15 protein-coding genes are annotated in these 18,443 nt (G+C 73.0%); 12 read left to right on the top strand and 3 right to left on the bottom strand.

Annotation, left to right across the window (positions count from 1 at the left end; genetic code table 11):
- Positions 1 to 8 precede the first annotated feature (8 nt).
- The gene (locus OG488_RS06700) at positions 9 to 455 is read right to left on the bottom strand and encodes a hypothetical protein (RefSeq protein WP_329226820.1); all 447 of its coding nucleotides are present in this window, start codon (positions 453 to 455) and stop codon (positions 9 to 11) included.
- 2 nt (positions 456 to 457) lie between these two features.
- Positions 458 to 817 (bottom strand): hypothetical protein, encoded by a 360-nt coding sequence (locus tag OG488_RS06695; protein ID WP_329226818.1) that lies wholly within the window; start codon positions 815 to 817, stop codon positions 458 to 460.
- 601 nt (positions 818 to 1,418) lie between these two features.
- On the opposite strand from OG488_RS06695, the gene OG488_RS06690 reads away from it, so the two are divergent.
- The 8 genes from OG488_RS06690 to OG488_RS06655 all read left to right on the top strand — a co-directional run bounded on the left by OG488_RS06690 (position 1,419) and on the right by OG488_RS06655 (position 12,391).
- Positions 1,419 to 2,501 (top strand): methionine ABC transporter ATP-binding protein, encoded by a 1,083-nt coding sequence (locus OG488_RS06690; protein ID WP_329226816.1) that lies wholly within the window; start codon positions 1,419 to 1,421, stop codon positions 2,499 to 2,501.
- A complete protein-coding gene (locus OG488_RS06685; protein WP_329226814.1) occupies positions 2,498 to 3,169 on the top strand; it encodes a methionine ABC transporter permease in 672 nt (223 codons plus the stop codon). The genes OG488_RS06690 and OG488_RS06685 overlap by 4 nt, the downstream gene beginning before the upstream one ends.
- 73 nt (positions 3,170 to 3,242) lie before the next feature.
- Positions 3,243 to 4,109 carry a MetQ/NlpA family ABC transporter substrate-binding protein gene (locus OG488_RS06680; protein ID WP_329226812.1) on the top strand — a complete coding sequence of 289 codons (867 nt, stop codon included), beginning with the start codon at positions 3,243 to 3,245 and terminating at the stop codon, positions 4,107 to 4,109.
- A 142-nt stretch (positions 4,110 to 4,251) separates the two neighbouring features.
- Entirely contained in the window at positions 4,252 to 4,890 is a 639-nt protein-coding gene (locus tag OG488_RS06675) for a GNAT family N-acetyltransferase (protein WP_329226810.1), read from the top strand.
- Between the two features lie 121 nt (positions 4,891 to 5,011).
- Positions 5,012 to 6,229 (top strand): precorrin-6y C5,15-methyltransferase (decarboxylating) subunit CbiE, encoded by a 1,218-nt coding sequence (cbiE, locus tag OG488_RS06670; RefSeq protein WP_329226808.1) that lies wholly within the window; start codon positions 5,012 to 5,014, stop codon positions 6,227 to 6,229.
- Between the two features lie 331 nt (positions 6,230 to 6,560).
- Positions 6,561 to 9,977, top strand: a complete 3,417-nt coding sequence (cobT, locus tag OG488_RS06665; protein WP_329226806.1) for a nicotinate-nucleotide--dimethylbenzimidazole phosphoribosyltransferase — start codon at positions 6,561 to 6,563, stop codon at positions 9,975 to 9,977.
- A gap of 276 nt (positions 9,978 to 10,253) precedes the next feature.
- On the top strand, positions 10,254 to 11,507 hold the full coding sequence (gene cobA, locus OG488_RS06660; RefSeq protein ID WP_329226804.1) for a uroporphyrinogen-III C-methyltransferase: 1,254 nt from the start codon (positions 10,254 to 10,256) through the stop codon (positions 11,505 to 11,507).
- A gap of 59 nt (positions 11,508 to 11,566) precedes the next feature.
- Positions 11,567 to 12,391, top strand: a complete 825-nt coding sequence (locus OG488_RS06655) for a TrmH family RNA methyltransferase (protein WP_329226802.1) — start codon at positions 11,567 to 11,569, stop codon at positions 12,389 to 12,391.
- Between the two features lie 207 nt (positions 12,392 to 12,598).
- Here the strand turns inward: OG488_RS06655 and OG488_RS06650 are convergent, their stop codons facing one another.
- Entirely contained in the window at positions 12,599 to 13,918 is a 1,320-nt protein-coding gene (locus tag OG488_RS06650) for a serine/threonine-protein kinase (protein ID WP_329226801.1), read from the bottom strand.
- Between the two features lie 205 nt (positions 13,919 to 14,123).
- Here OG488_RS06650 and OG488_RS06645 point away from each other — a divergent pair, with 205 nt between their 5' ends.
- The 4 genes from OG488_RS06645 to OG488_RS06630 all read left to right on the top strand — a co-directional run bounded on the left by OG488_RS06645 (position 14,124) and on the right by OG488_RS06630 (position 18,414).
- The gene (locus OG488_RS06645; protein ID WP_329226799.1) at positions 14,124 to 14,372 is read left to right on the top strand and encodes a hypothetical protein; all 249 of its coding nucleotides are present in this window, start codon (positions 14,124 to 14,126) and stop codon (positions 14,370 to 14,372) included.
- Positions 14,373 to 14,701: 329 nt separating this feature from the next.
- A complete protein-coding gene (locus OG488_RS06640; RefSeq protein WP_329226798.1) occupies positions 14,702 to 15,499 on the top strand; it encodes an IclR family transcriptional regulator in 798 nt (265 codons plus the stop codon).
- A gap of 122 nt (positions 15,500 to 15,621) precedes the next feature.
- A complete protein-coding gene (locus OG488_RS06635) occupies positions 15,622 to 17,289 on the top strand; it encodes an OPT/YSL family transporter (RefSeq protein ID WP_329226796.1) in 1,668 nt (555 codons plus the stop codon).
- A gap of 66 nt (positions 17,290 to 17,355) precedes the next feature.
- Positions 17,356 to 18,414 (top strand): hypothetical protein, encoded by a 1,059-nt coding sequence (locus OG488_RS06630; RefSeq protein ID WP_329238467.1) that lies wholly within the window; start codon positions 17,356 to 17,358, stop codon positions 18,412 to 18,414.
- Positions 18,415 to 18,443: the final 29 nt, after the last annotated feature.

The raw sequence follows: 18,443 nt of genomic DNA, 5'->3' as shown, positions 1-18,443 counted from the left end.
GCCCGGTCTCAGGCGTTGCGCGCGCGGCGCAGCCAGATCATCCCGGTGATCGGAAGGATCACCGGGATGAGCAGGTAGCCCATGCCGAAGCCCGACCACACGGTGGAGTCCGGGAAGGCGGAAGGCTCCACCAGCGTCCAGGTACCGACGATCAGCACGCCCGCGAGCTCGGCGGCGCAGCACATCAGCGCCGCCCTGCGTGCCTTCTCGCCGCCCCGCACCAGGGAGTACGTGATGAATCCGTACACGACGGCGGCGACGGCCGAGAGGGTGTACGCGAGAGGGGCCTTCCCGAAGTCCAGGATCATCTCGACGATCGAGCGGGACGCGGCGGCCACCGTGAACACCCCGTAGAACCAGACCAGTACGCGGCCCGGCCCGGTGCCCAGCTCGAACCGCTGCTTCCGCGGCGGGGCGGTGGAGGAGGGCTCTCCCGTGCGGTCGGTGTCGCTCATGGTCAGCTTCCCCAGATGTCGTAGAGCCGCACTTCGAGGACGGCGAGCACGACCGCGCCGGCCGCCACCGTCACCGAGCCCCAGCGGGTCCGCTCCGACAGCGACAGGAATCCCGCCGCCGGCACGGCCGCGAAGGCGCCGACCAGATAGGCGATGAAGATCGTCATGCCCTGCTCGGGCCGCTCGCCGCGTGCCAGCTGCACGATTCCCACGACCAGCTGCGCCAGCGCCAGCACGGAGACGACCGCCATGCCGATGAAGTGCCAGTCCTTCGTGGGCTGGTCCCGGTAGGCGGCGAATCCGCACCAGGCGGCGAGGGCGAGCGCGGTCACGGCGACCGCGACCGTCAGGACGTCAAGCATGGGACGAGGGTATTACGGGCGGCGCCGGTCGCCGCGTGCGGCCCCGGCGGGGTGTGGACGCCTGCCCCCGGTGACGGCCGCGCTCCGCGTCCAGGAAGCGTGGCCTTTGCCACAGGGGCCGCACGGCATGATCGATCCGCCACGGGGGAGGGGGTCGGGCACCGCCTGCGTCACCGCAGGTCAAAGAGGCGTGGGGAAGGAAAGGGGCGAGCCGGATGAGCTGTCCGCGGCCGTCCGGAATGCGGACACCCCGCGAGGGCGGAACGTTACGTCTGTTTTACTTGGGGCATGACCACGACGAGCTACCGCAGCCCTGCGACCGAGGCGATCCTGACGCCCGGTGCTCGTTGTATGTGTCGAATGCGCGCCTTCTGAGGGCCCACGCCTGAGCCTCGCGCCCCGAAGCGAGACCGAGCCCGTGCCGTCCTTCCCCTGCGGATTCCCGCGGCCCGGGCATGCCCGCGCCCGGCTTCCCGTCGGGTCCGGACCATGCCGAGACTCCCACCGGTCGACCACTGAGAAAAGTCTCAACAGTCTCATCAGACGAATGCCCCGTGCCCGGCGGACCCCGCGCCGTGCACTCGACAGTGACGGAAACCCTGTGATCACCACTTCGGGCCTCACGAAGGTCTACCAGTCACGCGGCCGCGAGGTCACCGCCCTGGACGGCGTGGACCTGCACGTCCGCGAAGGCGAGGTCTACGGCGTCATCGGACAGAGCGGCGCCGGCAAGTCCTCCCTGATCCGCTGCGTCAACCTCCTCGAACGCCCCACCTCGGGCACCGTGACGGTCGCCGGACAGGACCTCACCGCCCTCGCGGGACGCGGCCGCCGCGCCGGCAAGGAGCTCCGCCGGGCACGCAGCCGCATCGGTATGGTCTTCCAGCACTTCAACCTGCTGGACTCGCGCACCGTGCGGGACAACGTCGAGCTGCCCCTGGAGATCCTCGGATTCTCCGGGCAGGCACGCACCGCCAAGGCGCTCGCCCTCCTCGACCTCGTGGGACTCGCCGACAAGGCGAAGGCCTACCCCGGTCAGCTGTCCGGAGGCCAGAAGCAGCGCGTCGGCATCGCCCGCGCTCTCGCGGGCGACCCGAAGGTGCTCCTCTCCGACGAGGCGACCTCCGCGCTGGACCCCGAGACCACCCGTTCCATCCTCCAGCTGCTGCGCGACCTGAACCAGGAGCTCGGCCTCACCGTCCTGCTCATCACGCACGAGATGGACGTCGTCAAGACCGTCTGCGACTCCGCCGCGCTGATGAGGCAGGGCCGCATCGTCGAGTCGGGAACCGTCGGCTCCCTGCTGGCCACCCCCGGCTCCGAGCTGGCCCACGAGCTGTTCCCCGTCGGAGGCACCGCGTCCGGCCCCGGCTCCACCGTCGTGGACGTCACCTTCCACGGCGAGGCCGCCGCCCAGCCGGTGATCTCACAGCTCTCCCGCACGTACAACATCGACATCTCGATCCTCGGTGCCGCCATGGACACCGTCGGCGGCAAGCAGATCGGCCGCATGCGCATCGAGCTCCCCGGCCGTTTCGAGGAGAACGTCGTACCGATCGGCTTCCTGCGTGAGCAGGGCCTCCAGGCCGAGATCGTGAACGACGCCCCCGCCGACGCCCTCGCCGACACCCCTGCCGTCCCCGCGCAGACCCCCGCCCCGATCACCAAGGAGGTGGCGAAGTGACCTGGTCCGAAATGCAGCCACTGCTCACGCAGGGAACCATCGACACCCTCTACATGGTGCTCTGGTCCACGCTCGTCACCGTCGTCGGCGGACTGCCCCTAGGCATCCTGCTCGTCCTCACCGACAAGGGCGGACTGCTGCAGAACACCGCGGTGAACAAGGTCATCGGCGTCATCGTGAACATCGGCCGCTCGCTGCCGTTCATCATCCTGCTGATCGCCCTGATCCCCTTCACCACCTGGGTCGTCGGCACCTTCATCGGTCCGTCCGCGATGATCGTGCCGCTCGCCGTCGGTGCCATCCCCTTCTTCGCGCGGCTCGTCGAGACGGCGGTGCGCGAGGTCGACCACGGCCTCGTCGAAGCCGTCCAGTCGATGGGCGGCTCGATCCCGACGATCGTCCGCAAGGTCCTGCTGCCGCAGGCCCTGCCCTCGCTCGTCTCCGGCGTCACCACCACCGTGATCGTGCTCATCGGCTACTCCGCCATGGCCGGCGCGGTCGGCGGCGAAGGACTCGGCTCCAAGGCCGTCACCTACGGATTCCAGCGGTTCGACAACCAGTTCATGCTCGTCACCGTCGTGCTGCTGATCGTCATCGTGACCGTGGTCCAGCTGATCGGCGACGGAGCCGGACGCCTGCTGGCCCGCCGGGGCCGCACCACCTCCTGAACCTCATCTCCCCATGAAGCCCGCACTCCTTGTCCGGGCGCACCACCTTCACCACCGGAAAGAGGCACTCTTCGTGCGTAAGAACATCAAGATCACCGCGGCTGCCGCCGCCACCGCCGCCCTCGCCTTCGGCCTCAGCGCCTGCGGCACGGACTCCGACCCGGCGTCCAAGGGTGAGACCGGCGCCGGCGCGGACACGTCCAAGGCGCTCGTCGTCGCCGCGTCCCCCGTGCCGCACGCCGACATCCTGAACTACATCAAGAAGAACCTGGCGGAGAAGGCCGGCCTCAAGCTGGAGGTCAAGGAGTTCACGGACTACGTCCTGCCGAACACCGCCACCGAGAACGGCCAGGTCGACGCCAACTTCTTCCAGCACAAGCCCTACCTGGACGACTTCAACAAGAAGAACAAGACCCACATCGTCCCGGTCGTCGACGTCCACCTCGAGCCCCTCGGCCTCTACTCCAAGAAGGTCAAGGACCTCAAGGACATCAAGGCCGGCCAGACCGTCGCCGTCCCCAACGACACCACCAACGAGGGCCGCGCGCTCCAGCTGCTCGCCGAGAACGGGCTGATCACCGTCAAGGACGGCGTCGGCACCAACGCCAAGCTCAGCGACATCACGGACAAGAAGGGCCTGGAGTTCAAGGAGATCGAGGCCGCGACCGTGCCGCGTGCCCTGGACGACGTCGACGCCGCAGTCATCAACGGCAACTACGCGATCGAGGCCGGTTACCAGCCGGCCAAGGACTCCCTGGCCCTGGAGAAGGCCGAGGGCAACCCGTACGCCAACCTCCTGGCCGTCAAGGAGGGCAACGAGGAGGACCCGCGGGTCCAGAAGCTCGCGAAGCTCCTGAACTCCGACGAGGTCAAGAAGTTCATCGAGGACACCTACAAGGGATCGATCATCCCCGCGTTCGGCGCACCCGTGAAGTCCTGACCCCCCGGCGCCACTTGCCGCACGAGCCCCGCACGCCCGCACCAGGGTGTGCGGGGCTCCGCCGTGCGGACCCGGCCATGCACATCCACGCCCCGATGCTGCATGCTGGAGCCTTTACACGGTCTTCGGCATGGAGCTGCGCATGACTACCACCTTCCCGTCCATCTCCATCAGCACGGACAGGTTGGTGCTGCGCCCCTTCGACATGGCGGACGTCCCGGCGTACATCGAGATGATGAACGACGAGCTGGTCACCGCGTGGACCGAAGCCCCCCACCCCTACACCCAGGTCGACGCCGAACGGTGGGTCCGCAGGATCGCCCCCGCCGAGCGCTCCCAGGGCAACGGCATCGTCTTCGCCGTCACCGAGTTCCTCACCCAGCGCCTCGTCGGATCCGTCCGGCTCCTCAACACCGACCGGCGCACCCTGGCCACCGAGGTCCGCTACATCACCGCGCCCTGGGCCCGCGGCGAGGGATACGCCACCGAGGCCGTCCTGGCCCTCGCCGAGTGGCTCTTCCGCGACCAGGGCTTCGAGCGCATCGAGCTGCGGACCCCCGCCGGGAACACCGCCTCCCAGCAGGTCGCCCAGAAGCTGGGCTGCATCAGCGAGGGAGTCCTGCGCAACGCGCGGATAGCCAGGACCGCGACCGAGGACGGGGGCTGGACCGACATCAGGACCGACCTCATCGTCTGGGGGCTCCTGCCGGAGGACCTGGAGGGCGTCGCCGAGCAGCTGGCCGACGCGGGCGGCTACGGCACGTACAACGACTGGAACTGACCTCCTCCCCGGGGTACGGGAGCCCCCGGCAGGGCGTTGGTACGGACCGGATACGCTCACCCTTGCTCCGCCCATCCCGCGCGGAGAGCCCCCGCCTGCTACACCCAGGAGACTGACGACGATGGCCGACCGGGTCACGGTGATCGGCTGGGACGGTTCGCCGCTGACCAGAGCGGCCACGGCGGCGCTCTCCGCCGCCACGCTCGTCGCCGGTGCCGCCCACCACCTCGCGCTGCCCGAGGTCTCCGGCCGCGCGGAACGCATCCGCCTCGGCAGCGTCGACCTGGCCGCCCGCAGGATCGCCGGACACCGCGGCAGCGCCGTGGTCCTGGCCGACGGCGACCCCGGCTTCTTCGGCGTCGTACGCACCCTGCGCAAGCCCGAACACGGCCTCGAGGTCGAGGTCGTCCCCGCCGTCTCGTCCGTCGCCACCGCCTTCGCCCGCGCCGGGATGCCGTGGGACGACGCGGAGACCGTCGTCGCCCACCCGCGCACCCTGCGCCGCGCGGTCAACGTCATCCGCGCCCACCACAAGGTGGCCGTGCTGACGTCCCCCGGAGCCGGTCCCGCCGAACTGGCCCTCCTGCTCGAAGGGGTCCACCGCACCTTCGTGATCTGCGAGGAACTCGGCACCGCACGCGAGCGGGTCACCGTCCTCACCTCCGACAAGACGGCCGACCACACCTGGCGCGACCCCAACGTCGTCATCGCCATCGGCGGCGGCCCCGAGACCACCGTCGACGGCGCCTGGATCGCCGGCCGCCGCCCGGACGGCACCCGGCGGGGATGGGCGCTTCCCGCCACGTCGTACGGCGGCACGGGGGAGTGGGGCGAGGGGGAGTCGCCCGGCCTCCGCGCCGCGCAGCTGGCCCGGCTCGGGCCGCGCACCGGCGACCTGGTCTGGGACATCGGCTCCGGCAGCGGCGCCCTCGCCGTGGAGGCGGCCCGCTTCGGCGCCGCGGTGATCGCCGTGGACAGCGACCCCGACGCCTGCGCGCGCACGGAGACGGCCGCCCGCACCTACCAGGTGGGCGTCCAGGTCGTCAGGGGCACCGCCCCGCACGTCCTGGAACGCCTGCCCGAGCCCGACGTCGTACGGATCGGCGGCGGCGGCGTCCCCGTGGTCACCTCGGTCGCCGACCGGCGACCGGAACGCATCGTCACCCATGCCTCGAACAGGGACGAGGCGGAAGCGCTCGGAGGGGCCCTCGCCGAGAACGGGTACACCGTCGAGTGCGCGCTGCTCCAGTCCGTCGAACTGGACACCTCCGCCTGGGCGGAGCGCGAACGCTCCGTCGTGTTCCTGCTCTCCGCGGTGCGTTCCGACCTCGCCCCCTGAGCCGTCGCCACGGTGCGCGAGGTAGGCTGACCGATTGTTGTACCGCGCCCGGACGTTCGACATTTCGTTCTTCAATGTCCGGAAAAGTGGACCGTTTTGGTCCGCGATGTGGTACAGCGCAACCGGGGGACGCGCAACGTGGCGCAGTCCACAGCGAGCCGAGGCAGAACTGTCTGTCGCGGCGGCGAACGACCGCGAGAATGTATACCTCCGCGCGCGTTTCGTGCCGCGCGGGGAGCCCGCTCGTTCTTGTTGACGAGCACCGGCGTGCCGTGGTTCGGGCATCCCGGGCGAAGGGCGAAGGAGCACTGACGATGGGCGAGGGGTACGCATGACTGACACCGGCCAGATCCCGGGCGAGGGACTGCCGGAGAACGCAGGCATGGTGGAGCAGCCGGGCGTCCCCGCCCCGGACGCCTACACCTACCTCGAACCCTCCGCGCACACCGTCGAGGACGACGATCTGCTCCTGATGCCCGCGCCCCAGGGCGCGTGGAGCGACGCTCCGGCGGCCCCGACCGGCCGCACCGAGCAGTTCCCGGCGTACGACCAGGCCGCGCACGGCACCCACGGCTCCGGTGTGACCGACGTCAACGGCGTACGGATCCCGGCGCACACGCCGGTACAGGTACCGGCCGCCGCGGCGCCCGCCCGGCGCCCGCTGCACCGGGGCCCCAGCGCCACCGAGGCGCCCTCCTACGGAGGGCCGCCGACCGGCGGGGTGGTCCGCTCGCTCGCGGACCGCGGGCCCGCGGGCCCGCAGAACCCCATGCCCGTGCGGCACGCCGGCCCGCCGACGACCGGCCCCGAGTACTTCGACATCCCGGCGGACGACGCGGCCGTGCTGCCGGGCCCGCAGCTGGGCGAGATCCCGCCGCAGGGCGGGTCCGCGTGGGGCTCGCCCGAGCAGGCGGCCGCCCCCGCCCCGGTGGCGGAGCCCGAGGCGCCCGTGGCCCCTGCCGAGCCGGTCGTGCCCGCCGAGCCCGTCGTACCCCTTGAGCCCGTCGCTCCCGCTGAGCCCGTGGCACCGGTGGAATCCGCGGCACCGGTTGAGCCCGTCGTGCCCGAGGTGCCCGAGACTCCCGCAGAAACGGTCGCCCCCGAGCCGGCGGCCGCCGACGTCGTGCCCGAGGCTCCCGTCGAGCCCGCGGTGGAGACGGTCGAGGAGCCGCCCGCCGCGGCCCTGGCCGAGGCTCCCGCGGCTGTACCGGCCGAGACTCCGGTGGCCGCCCCGGCCGAAGCCCCCGTAGAGGTGCCGGCCGAGGCCCTGGCCCCGGTCGAGACGCCGGGCCCGTCCCTGCCCGCGGACGGATTCGCACCGACTGCCCCCGACCTCGCCCCGACGATGCTGCCCGACGCGGTCGCCCCCGCCGTCGAGCCCGCGCCGGTCGTCGAGGCCGCCGCCGTCGAGCCCGCGCCGGTCGTCGAGGCCGCCGCCGTCGAGCCCGCGCCGGTCGTCGAGGCCGCCGCCGTCGAGCCCGCGCCGGTCGTCGAGGCCGCCGCCGTCGAGCCCGCGCCGGTCGTCGAGGCCGCGCCTGTCGTCGAGCCTGCCGCTGTCGAGGCCCCGCCGGTCGTCGAGCCCGCCCCTGAGCCCCCGGTGCTCGTGGCGGAGCCCGCGCCGGCCGCCGTCGAGGTCCCGGAGGCGACCGAGCCGGTCGCCGTCGAGCAGCCCGAGACGCCGGCGGAGCCCGAGGTGCACGCGGAGACGCCGCCCGAGGCCCTCGTGGAGCCTGAGCAGGCCCCCGAGGCCGTCGCTCCGCCACAGGCCGCTCCCCGGACGCTCGCGGAGCCGGAGCCGGAGCCGGAGCCGGAGCCGGAGCCGGAGCCCGGTACCGGACCCGAGATCATCGAGACCCCGGAGGCCGAGGTCCTGGCCGAGGAGGCTCCCGAGACGGCCCTGCCCGTGGAAGGGGCAGCGGCTCCCGCCGAAGCCGAAGCCGAAGCCGAAGCCGAAGCCGAAGCCCACGCCGAGGCCGGGACCGAGGCCGCAGCGGCCGTCGAAGAGTCCCCCTTCTCCCCTCCCGCCCCCGGCTACGGCGACGCCGAGCGCGAAGCCGTCCTGCGCGTGATGCGTGAACGGCGCGACATCCGCAACGGCTTCCGCAGCGACCCCATCCCGCACGAGGTCCTCCTCCGCGTCCTGGAGGCCGCGCACACCGCGCCGAGCGTCGGACACTCGCAGCCGTGGGACTTCGTCGTCATCCGCTCGGCGGAGACGCGCCGCTCCATGCACGAGCTGGCACAGCGCCAGCGCGAGGCGTACGCCAAGTCGCTGCCCAAGGCCCGGGCCAAGCAGTTCAAGGAACTGAAGATCGAGGCCATCCTCGACACCCCGGTGAACATCGTCGTCACCGCCGACCCCACCCGTGGCGGCCGCCACACCCTGGGCCGGCACACCCAGCCGCAGATGGCGCCGTACTCCTCGGCGCTGGCCGTGGAGAACCTGTGGCTCGCCGCCCGCGCGGAGGGCCTCGGCGTCGGCTGGGTCAGCTTCTTCGACGAGCGCGAGATGGTCCGTGCGCTCGGCCTGCCCGAGCACCTCGAGGTCGTTGCCTACCTCTGCGTCGGATACGTCGACGAGTTCCCCGAGGAACCCGAACTGATGCAGGCGGGCTGGGCCAAGCGGCGCCCGTTGTCCTGGGTCGTCCACGAGGAGACGTACGGACGCCGGGCGCTGCCCGGCGAGGAGCCGCACGATCTCCTCCAGGAGACCATCGCCGGCATCCGTCCCCTCGACGCCAAGGCGCTCGGCGAGGCCTGGGAACGCCAGAAGCGGATGACGAAGCCCGCCGGCGCGCTCGGGATGCTGGAGATCATCTCCGCCCAGCTGTCCGGGCTCTCCCGGCTGTGCCCGCCGCCCGTGCCCGAGCCGGCCGCCGTCGCGATCTTCGCCGGTGACCACGGGGTCCACGCCCAGGGCGTCACGGCGTGGCCGCAGGAGGTCACCGGCCAGATGGTCGCCAACTTCCTCGGTGGCGGCGCCGTCTGCAACGCCTTCGCCGCCCAGGTCGGCGCCGAGGTCTGCGTCGTCGACGTGGGTGTGGCGGCCGAACTGCCCGCGACACCCGGCCTGCTGCCCCGGAAGGTCCGTCCCGGAACGGCGGACTTCACCACCGGCCCCGCCCTCACCCGCGACGAGGTGCTCGCCGCGATCGAGGTGGGCATCGAGACCGCCCGCGACCTGGTGGCGGCGGGCAACAAGGGCCTGCTCACCGGTGAGATGGGCATCGCCAACACCACCGCGTCGGCCGCGCTGATCTGTGTCTACACCGGCATGGACCCCGCGGAGGTGACCGGTCGCGGCACCGGCATCAACGACGAGATGCACGCCCGCAAGGTCGATGTGGTCCGCCGCGGCCTGGAGCTGCACCAGCCCGACCCGGCCGACCCGATCGGGGTCCTGGCCGCGGTCGGCGGCCTGGAGCACGCCGCCATGGCGGGCTTCCTGCTGGGCGGGGCGTCCCTGCGCACGCCGGTGATCCTGGACGGTGTGAGCGCCGGCGCGGCGGCCCTGGTGGCCCGGGCGATCGCCCCCGAGGCGCTCGCCGCGTGCATCGCGGGCCACCGCAGTGCGGAACCCGGTCACGTCGCCGCCCTCAACAAGCTCGGGCTGCGCCCCCTGGTCGATCTGGACCTCAGGCTCGGCGAGGGCACGGGCGCGCTGCTCGCGCTCCCCATCGTGCAGAGCGCCGCCCGCGCGATGCACGACGTGGCGACGTTCGACTCCGCGGGTGTCACCGAGAAGTAGCCGACACGGTGCCCGGACGCTCCCGAACGGTGCGTCCGGGCACCTCCGGCGCTCGCGGGCACACCCTGCCCGGCCGGCGCTCCCCCGGCAGGCCCCCGGACCCCGCGGGCAGCGGACGAGGCTGGTCCCGGGCGGTCCGCGACCGCCCCGGGCCCCCTTCCCACCACCCCGTATCGTGGTCCCACGCGTCACCGCCCCACCCCGCCCACGTCACCGCCGCTCCACCGCCGCAGCGGCCCGCAGCACACCGCACCTGCACGAGGAGCCCGCACGACCATGGCCGAGCATGACGATCACCCTGCCTACCCCGTCGGACTGCGCCTGAACGGGCGCCGCGTCGTCGTCGTCGGCGGCGGTCAGGTCGCGCAGCGCCGGCTGCCCGCCCTCATCGCGGCCGGTGCCGACATCACCCTCGTCTCCCCGTCCGCGACGGCGTCCGTCGAGGCGATGGCGGACACCGGGGAGATCCACTGGGAGCGCCGCAGGTACCAGGACGGGGACCTCACCGACACCTGGTACGCCCTGGTCGCGTCGTCGGACGCCGCAGCCAACGACGCCGCGTCCGCCGAGGCCGAGCGCACCCGCACCTGGTGCGTCCGGAGCGACGACGCCGAGGCGGCCACCGCCTGGACGCCCGCCACCGGACGCAGCGAGGGCATCACGGTCGCCGTCCTCACCACCACCTCGCAGGGCCGGGACCCCCGGCACTCCGCCGCCGTCCGCGACGCGATCGTGGAAGGCCTGCGCGACGGCACCCTCGCCGCCCCGCACCACCGCACCCGCGCCCCCGGCGTCGCCCTGGTGGGCGGCGGCCCCGGCGACCCCGACCTGATCACCGTGCGGGGCCGCAGGCTCCTCGCCGAGGCCGACGTGGTCATCGCCGACCGGCTCGGCCCGCGCGACCTGCTCGACGAGCTCCCGCCGCACGTCGAGGTGATAGACGCCGCGAAGATCCCGTACGGCCGGTACATGGCGCAGGAGGCGATCAACCAGGCGCTGATCGACCACGCCAAGGCCGGCAAGTCCGTGGTCCGCCTCAAGGGCGGTGACCCGTTCGTCTTCGGGCGCGGCATGGAGGAGGCGCAGGCCCTGGCCGCCGAGGGCATCGCCTGCACGGTCGTCCCCGGGATCTCCAGCTCGATCTCCGTGCCGGGAGCGGCCGGGATCCCCGTCACCCACCGCGGTGTCGCACATGAGTTCACCGTGGTCAGCGGCCATGTGGCCCCCGACGACCCGCGCTCCCTGGTCGACTGGAAGGCGCTCGCGCAGCTGCGCGGCACGCTGGTCCTCCTGATGGCCGTCGACAAGATCGGTGCCATCGCCCAGGCGCTCATCGCCCACGGCAAGTCCCCCGACACCCCGGTGGCCCTGGTCCAGGAGGGCACCACCGCCGCGCAGCGCAGGGTCGACGCGACCCTCGGGGACGTGGGGGAGCGGGCCGTGGCGGAAGAGGTGCGCCCCCCGGCCGTCATCGTCATCGGTGACGTCGTCGCCGTCGGTACGGGGACGGCCCGACCGCTCGAAGGCTGAGCCGAGCGGCACGCCCGTCCGCCGGTACTCCACCCCACCCGACAAGGCAGTGGCACCACGTGGCTGAACCCCTCACCGTCGACGACCCGGACGACCCGCGTCTGAGCGATTACACCGGCCTGACCGACGTCGAACTCAGGCGTCGGCGGGAGCCCGCCGAGGGCCTCTTCATCGCCGAGGGCGAGAAGGTGATCCGGCGTGCCGCCGACGCCGGGTACGCGATGCGGTCCATGCTGCTCACGGCCAAGTGGATCGACGTCATGCGCGACGTCATCGAAGAGGCCACGGCGCCGGTCTACGAGGTGACACCGGCTCTCGCCGAGAAGGTCACCGGCTACCACGTGCACCGCGGTGCCCTGGCCTCCATGCAGCGCAAGCCGCTCCCCGACGTCGCCACACTGCTGGCCCCGGAGCGGGGGAGCGTCCGGCGGGTGGCCGTCTTCGAGGACATCGTCGACCACGCCAACGTCGGGGCGGCCTTCCGCAACGCGGCCGCACTCGGCGTCGACGCGGTCCTGCTGACCCCACGCTGCGCCGACCCCTTCTACCGGCGGGCGGTCAAGGTCTCGATGGGGTCCGTGTTCCACGTCCCGTGGACCCGGCTCGCCGCGTGGCCCGAGGACGTCGGCCTGCTGCGCGAGGCCGGCTTCACCACGGCGGCCCTCTGCCTCAGCGACCGGTCGATCACCCTGGACGAACTCGTCGCACAGCGCCACGAGAAGCTGGCGCTCGTCTTCGGCACGGAGGGCGACGGCCTCACGGCCGCGGCGCTCTCCGCCGCCGACGCCCACGTCCGTATCCCGATGGACGCCGGAGTGGACTCGCTCAACGTCGCCGCGGCCTCCGCCGTCGCCTTCTACGCGACCCGCACCAGGCCCGCCTGACCCGCGGCCGGTTCCGTGCCCGCCTGACCCGCGGCCGGTTCCGTGCCCGCCTGACCCGCGGCCGGTTCCGTGCCCGCCTGACCCGCGGCCGGTTCCGTGCCCGCCTGACCCGCGGCCGGTTCCGTGCCCGCCTGACCCGCGGCCGGTTCCGTGCCCGCCCGACCCGCCGCCGGCGCCGTCAGGGCCCGTCCACCGCAACCGGCGCCGTCAGGGCCCGTCCACAGCGGCCGGGCGGAGGGGCGCCCCTCCGTACGTCGGGGGCGCCGTGTCCCCCAGCCCGCGCGCGGGGCCCTGGCAGCCCTGGGCGGCCGCGATCCCCAGCGCGACCAGCAGCGTCACCACGACGAAGACGACGAGGCGCTGACGCAGCAGCCGGGGATTGGCCGGACGCCGCTTCCCGCCCTTCCCCGCCGAGGTCGTCCGGACGCCGGGCCGGGAGGCCGGCCTGCCGTTCGTCCCGTTGGGTCCGTGCGGCTGCTGCCCCGAGCGCGGACCGCCGCGGGTCCCGCGCGGCTGCGACCCGCCCGTGCGGGGAGCCGCCGGGCGCGACGACACGGGGCGCCGCCCCGGAGCGCGCGGAGCCTGGGCGGGCCCTCCCGCCGAGCGGCGGGTGGACTGCTCCGTGTACGGCCCCTCCAGACGGCCGGTCGGCCGGTCCAGCTCCTGCTCGCTCCGCTGCGCGGGCGGCCGGCGCTCCTGCAGCCCCTGCGCCTCGCGCGCGGCGATCTCCTTGAGCCGCATGGAGAGCTGCAGCGTGCTGGGCCGCTCCTCCGGGTCCTTCGCCAGACAGGCCCGGACGAGCGGAGCTAGCGCGTCGTGCACGTCGAACAGGTGCGGTTCCTCGTGGACCACGCGGTACAGCATGACCTCGGAGCTGCCGTGCCCGAAGGGCGAATCGGCCATCGCCGCGTAGGCCAGGGTGGCTCCCAGGGAGAACACGTCCGTCGCCGGGGTCACCGCCGCGCCGCGCACCTGCTCGGGCGCCAGGAAGCCGGGCGAACCGACGGCCGTCCCGACGTGGGTCAGCGTGCTGGCCCCGGTCGACCAGGCGATGCCGAAGTCGATGATCCGGGGGCCCTTGGGGGAGAGGAGGATGTTGGACGGCTTCAGGTCACGGTGGACGACCCCGGCCTCGTGCACCGCCACCAGGCCCTCCGACAGCGCCGCCCCGATCGAGGCCACCTCGGCGGCCGACAGCGGGCCCTCCTCGACGACCTTGTCGTGCAGGGAGGGGCCCGGAACGTACTGCGTCGCGAACCACGGGCGGTCGGCCTCCAGGTCCGCTGCCACCAGCCGGGCCGTGCAGCCGCCGCGGATCCTCCGGGCGGCGGACACCTCGCGCGCGAAGCGCGAGCGGAACTCCTGGTCCTCCGCCAGATCCGGCCGGATCACCTTGAGCGCCACCCGCTGGCCCCGACGGTCGGAACCCAGGTAGACGACGCCCATGCCACCCGCGCCGAGCCGCCGGTGCAGCCTGAACGAGCCGACGACACGCGGGTCCTCGCGCCGGAGCCGCATCATCGCCATCGTCTGCCCATCCCCGCTGCCGGTCCGCCTGACGCAGCACAGCTTACGTACCCGTGGCGCGGCGCGCTCAGAGGCCGCGCCCTCGCCCACCCATCGATTGTCAGTGCCCGGTGGGAGAATTGAGGAGTGGTCAGGGAGCCGGAGATCCAGGTTCCCCGGCCCGTGCGAGATCTCAAAGGACCGTCGCAGAAGGGGGATTGGATCAGTGAAGGGCGATCGTGTGGAAATAGTCGTGGACGCCGGGGACACGACCAGGACGTACGAGGTGGTGGCCTCCAGGGCGGGCCGCCGGGTGGAGACAGCGGTCCGCAGAGGTGTGGTGGAAGTGAGTGAAGTCACCCGAAGTGGATCAGTTGTCCGTACCGCCCGCTTCATGGCGACCAGGGTGCTCGCCCTGGTCGAACAGCCGGTCCCCCGGGAGGACGCCTCCGAGCGCTCCTCCGGGACGGCCTGACCTTCTGACAGCGCGCGAGACCCCCGGCCGCCTCCACGGCGCCGGGGGTCTTCGCACTGCCGCACGCCTCCGCCCACCCCGCGCGTGGAGGCGTGCGCCCCGCCGCCGGCCACGACGTCTCCCGGTCCGGCCGCCGGCCCGGCCCGTGCCCCCGCCGCCCCGCCGGACCACCCCCGGTGAATCTCCGGAACACCCTTGACACCTGGTCGACGCGCCCGCATCCTTTCGCCAGAAAACGCAACGGCGTTGCGATTTCCGCACCGAACCGAGTCGTCAGGCCGCCGGCCCGGCGCACGAACCACCCGTACGGAACGAAGGAGGCCGGACCCATGGCGGACCACGGCGCCGACACCACCCCGGTCGCAGCCGCACCCCAGGCGCCCGGCGTCCTCCAGACCGTGGACCGGGCCCTCGCCGTCCTGCTCACCTTCACCGAGCAGCGCCCCGAGTGGGGCGTCAGCGAACTCGCCCGCCACCACGGCTGGGACAAGGCGGTGGTCCAGAGGCTGCTCACCACCCTGACGTCCCGCGGGTTCCTGATCTGCGACGACACCAGCCGCCGCTACCGCCCCGGCCCCGCTCTCTCCCGGCTCGCCCGGGTCGGCGAACACAGCGGTGTCCTGCCCTCCCTCGCCCGCCCGATACTGGCCCGGCTGCTGCGGGAGACGGGCGAGAGCATCGTGCTGAACGTCCCGCACGGCTCCAGCTACCGCTGCGCCGCCGCCGTCGACGGAACCGGTCCCGTCCGCTACACCGCCATCATCGGAGCGGTCATGCCCGGCCACGCCGGGGCGTCCGGCCACACCCTCTTCGCGTACCACCCCGAGCGCGAGATCCGGCAGATGTTCGGCCCGACGGGACTCGCCCGCTTCAACGACCGCACCATCACGGACCTGGACGCGCTGCTCGCCTGCTACGCCCAGGTCCGCTCCGACGGGCACTGCGTCAGCTACGGCGAGTACGACGAAGCCGTCACCGCAGTCTCCGCCGCGGTCCTCCAGGGCGGCGCCGTCGCCGCCTCCCTCACCGTGATCGGCCCCTCCCACCGTGTGGACCGGGCCGTCGACACCCTCGTACCGCTGGTGCGCGCCGGGGCCGCGGAGATCTCCGCGGCGCTCGGCGGCTGAACCGGCCCCGACCGCCCACCGCTCGACCCCGCGGCGCCCCGCGCCGCCGGTGCGCCCCGCCCTGCCCGCGCACCGATGGGGGACAGCGCCTCCCCAGCCCTGCTCACCGAAGGGGGTGCCCCGTGGCGCACCACGCCTCCGCCCCGCACCACGCACCGCCGCCGTCCGGATCCCGTCCCGAGGACACCGGGGCCCATCCACGGGTCCTCGAACCCGTGCTGCTGGCCGTCCTGGTGGTGCTCGCCGCCGTCGGCGCCGTGATCGGCATCGACCTGGTGTCCAAGCTGGGCATCTCCGCCAACACCTCGGTCGTCGGCGCGCTCGTCGCCATGCTCATCGGCCGCATCCCGCTCGGGTTCCTGCGCCGGATGCGCTCGGTGCACCGCCAGAACCTCGCCCAGAGCGCCATCTCCGCCGCGACCTTCGCCTCGGCGAACGCGCTGCTGACGTCCGTGGCCATCCCGTACGTCTTCGGGCGGCAGGACCTGGTCTGGCCGATGCTCGCCGGATCGTTCATCGGCCTGGTCGTGGACGCCTGGGTGCTCTACCGGGCCTTCGGTTCCAGGCTGCTGCCGGCCGACGCCCCGTGGCCGCCCGGAACGGCCGCCGCCGAGACCATCAAGGCCGGCGACCGGGGAGGCCGCCGGGCGCTGATCCTCGCCGGAGGCACCGCCGTCGGCCTCGCCGGCACGCTCCTGAGCCTGCCGCTCTCCGCCGCCGGTGTGGCCTTCCTGGGCAACGTCTGGGCCCTGATGATGTTCGGCATCGGCCTGATGCTGAGGCAGTACAGCCCCGACCTCTTCGACACCGACCTCGGGGCCGGCTTCATCCCGCACGGCGTGATGGTCGGTGCCGGGATCGTCGCCCTGGGGCAGGCCGTCCACATGCTGGTCGGCCGCCGCGCCCGCAAGAAGCAGAAGGAGGACCAGGGGTCGGCGGCCACCCGCGTCGTGACCGACCCGACCGTCGAGTACACCGTCGACGAGCGTGCCCTGCGGCTCGCCCTGGTCCGCGGCTACGCGCTGTTCACCGCGGGCGCCGTCGTGCTCGCCGTACTCGGAGGGATCGTCGGCGACATGAGCCCGCTCGGGATCGTCGGCTGGGTCCTGTTCGCCGCCTTCGCCGCACTGGTCCACGAGCTGATCGTCGGCCTCGCCGCCATGCAGTCCGGCTGGTTCCCGTCCTTCGCGGTCACCCTGATCTTCCTGATCCTCGGCCTCGCCATGGGCATCCCCTCCGTACCACTGGCCCTCCTCATCGGGTACGTCTCCGCCACCGGCCCGGCCTTCGCCGACATGGGCTACGACCTCAAGGCGGGCTGGCTGCTCCGCCGCGACCACCGCCCCTGGGACCCGTACGAGCGCGAGGGCCGCCGCCAGCAGTTCCTGGCCGCGCTCATCGGCTTCGGCGTCGCCCTGGCCGTCGTCGCCCTCGCCTGGCGCTCCTACTTCGGGCAGGGCCTCGTCCCGCCCGTCGCCAAGGTGTACGCCGACACGATCAGGAGCGGCCTCAGCGACCCCGACGCGGTGCGCACCATGCTGCTCTGGGCCGTCCCCGGCGCGGCCGTCCAGCTGATCGGCGGCACCCGGCGCCAGATGGGCGTCATGCTCGCCACCGGCCTCCTCATCCTGACCCCGCAGGCCTGCTGGCTGGTCCTCGGCGCACTCGCCGTCCGCGTCGTCTACCGCAGGCTGCGCGGCCCGGCGGCCGACGAGGAGCTCAACCTGATCGGCGCCGGAGTGATCGCGGGCAGCTCGCTCGGCGACTCCGCGCAGATCCTCAGGACCTGACCCCTCAAGCCACCACCCGCACCACCCCGCACCACCCGCAAGGCAAGGAGAACCCCCACCGTGGACATGTACAGCAGGCTCGAACCGCGTCCCGAGTACCTCAGCTTCGAACTGGCCCTGGCCGCACGCAAGCTCGTCGAGGAGGTCATGCTCGTCAAGCCGGGCGAGCACGTCGTCCTCACCGGGGACACGAGCAGCGACCGCCGGGTGCTCGAAGCCACCGCGCAGGCCGTCGCCGCCGCCGGCGCCCACCCCGTCGTCGTCTGGTACGAGACGCTGCCCGGCGCCTCGATGGAGCCGCCCCGCCCCGTGGCCGGAGCGATCGCGGACGCCGACGTGTGGATCGAGTTCGCCGTGTCGTACCTGATGCACTCCGACGCCTTCCGCGCCGCCATGGCCAACGGCTGCCGCTACACCAACCTCACCGCCATGGATGTCCAGATGCTGGTCGCCACGGTCGGACGCCCCGACTTCCAGGGCGTCATCCGTCTCGGCAAGGCCCTCGTCGCGCTCCTCGAGGCCGCCGACGAGGTGCGCATCACCTCCGCCAACGGCACCGACCTCGTCGGCCGCAACGGCGACCGCCCGATCAACCTGCGCGGCAAGCCCGCCGAGAAGCCCGGCGAGACGGTCATGCTCTCCGGCCAGATCTCCTGGAACCCGCTGGAGGAGACCCAGGACGGAGTCCTCGTCTTCGACGGCGCCCTCTGGCCGCCGGACGAGATCGGCCTGCTGCGCTCGCCGGTCCGCTGCACCGTCGAGAAGGGCGTCGTCACCACGATCGAGGGCGGCGCCGACGCGGACACCTTCCGCCGCTGGATGGAGTCCTTCGACGACCCGAACATGTTCCGCGTGGCCCACTGGTCCCTCGGCTTCAACCCGGGCGTGCTCGCCCCCACGGGCCGCATCGTCGAGGACGAACGCGTCTTCGGCTGCGTGGAGCTCGGCATCGGCACGAAGGGCGCCTGGATCGGCGGCGAACCCTGGGTCGCCGCCGCGCACACCGACGGCAGCGTGCTCGGCCCGTCCATCTACCTGGACGGTGTCGCGATCGAGGAGGACGGGCGCTACGTGCACCCCGAACTCGTGGAGATCTGCCGCGACCTCGGCGTCGCCGGCTACTGAGCACCGGGGCGGCGGCGGGCAGGCACCGG

It is taken from the genome of Streptomyces sp. NBC_01460 (assembly GCF_036227405.1).
In the GTDB taxonomy this organism is placed as follows: domain Bacteria; phylum Actinomycetota; class Actinomycetes; order Streptomycetales; family Streptomycetaceae; genus Streptomyces.
The sequence above is the reverse complement of the archived record's forward strand: the minus strand, read 5'-3'. Positions and strand labels throughout refer to the sequence as shown.

What these genes read in the sequence shown, in the direction of transcription:
- cobA (WP_329226804.1), top strand. Translation starts at nt 10,254, where the DNA reads ATGGCCGAGCATGACGATCACCCTGCCTACCCCGTCGGACTGCGCCTG.
- OG488_RS06695 (WP_329226818.1), bottom strand. Translation starts at nt 817, where the DNA reads ATGCTTGACGTCCTGACGGTCGCGGTCGCCGTGACCGCGCTCGCCCTC.
- OG488_RS06675 (WP_329226810.1), top strand. Translation starts at nt 4,252, where the DNA reads ATGACTACCACCTTCCCGTCCATCTCCATCAGCACGGACAGGTTGGTG.
- OG488_RS06700 (WP_329226820.1), bottom strand. Translation starts at nt 455, where the DNA reads ATGAGCGACACCGACCGCACGGGAGAGCCCTCCTCCACCGCCCCGCCG.
- cobT (WP_329226806.1), top strand. Translation starts at nt 6,561, where the DNA reads ATGACTGACACCGGCCAGATCCCGGGCGAGGGACTGCCGGAGAACGCA.
- OG488_RS06650 (WP_329226801.1), bottom strand. Translation starts at nt 13,918, where the DNA reads ATGGCGATGATGCGGCTCCGGCGCGAGGACCCGCGTGTCGTCGGCTCG.
- OG488_RS06640 (WP_329226798.1), top strand. Translation starts at nt 14,702, where the DNA reads ATGGCGGACCACGGCGCCGACACCACCCCGGTCGCAGCCGCACCCCAG.
- OG488_RS06630 (WP_329238467.1), top strand. Translation starts at nt 17,356, where the DNA reads ATGTACAGCAGGCTCGAACCGCGTCCCGAGTACCTCAGCTTCGAACTG.
- cbiE (WP_329226808.1), top strand. Translation starts at nt 5,012, where the DNA reads ATGGCCGACCGGGTCACGGTGATCGGCTGGGACGGTTCGCCGCTGACC.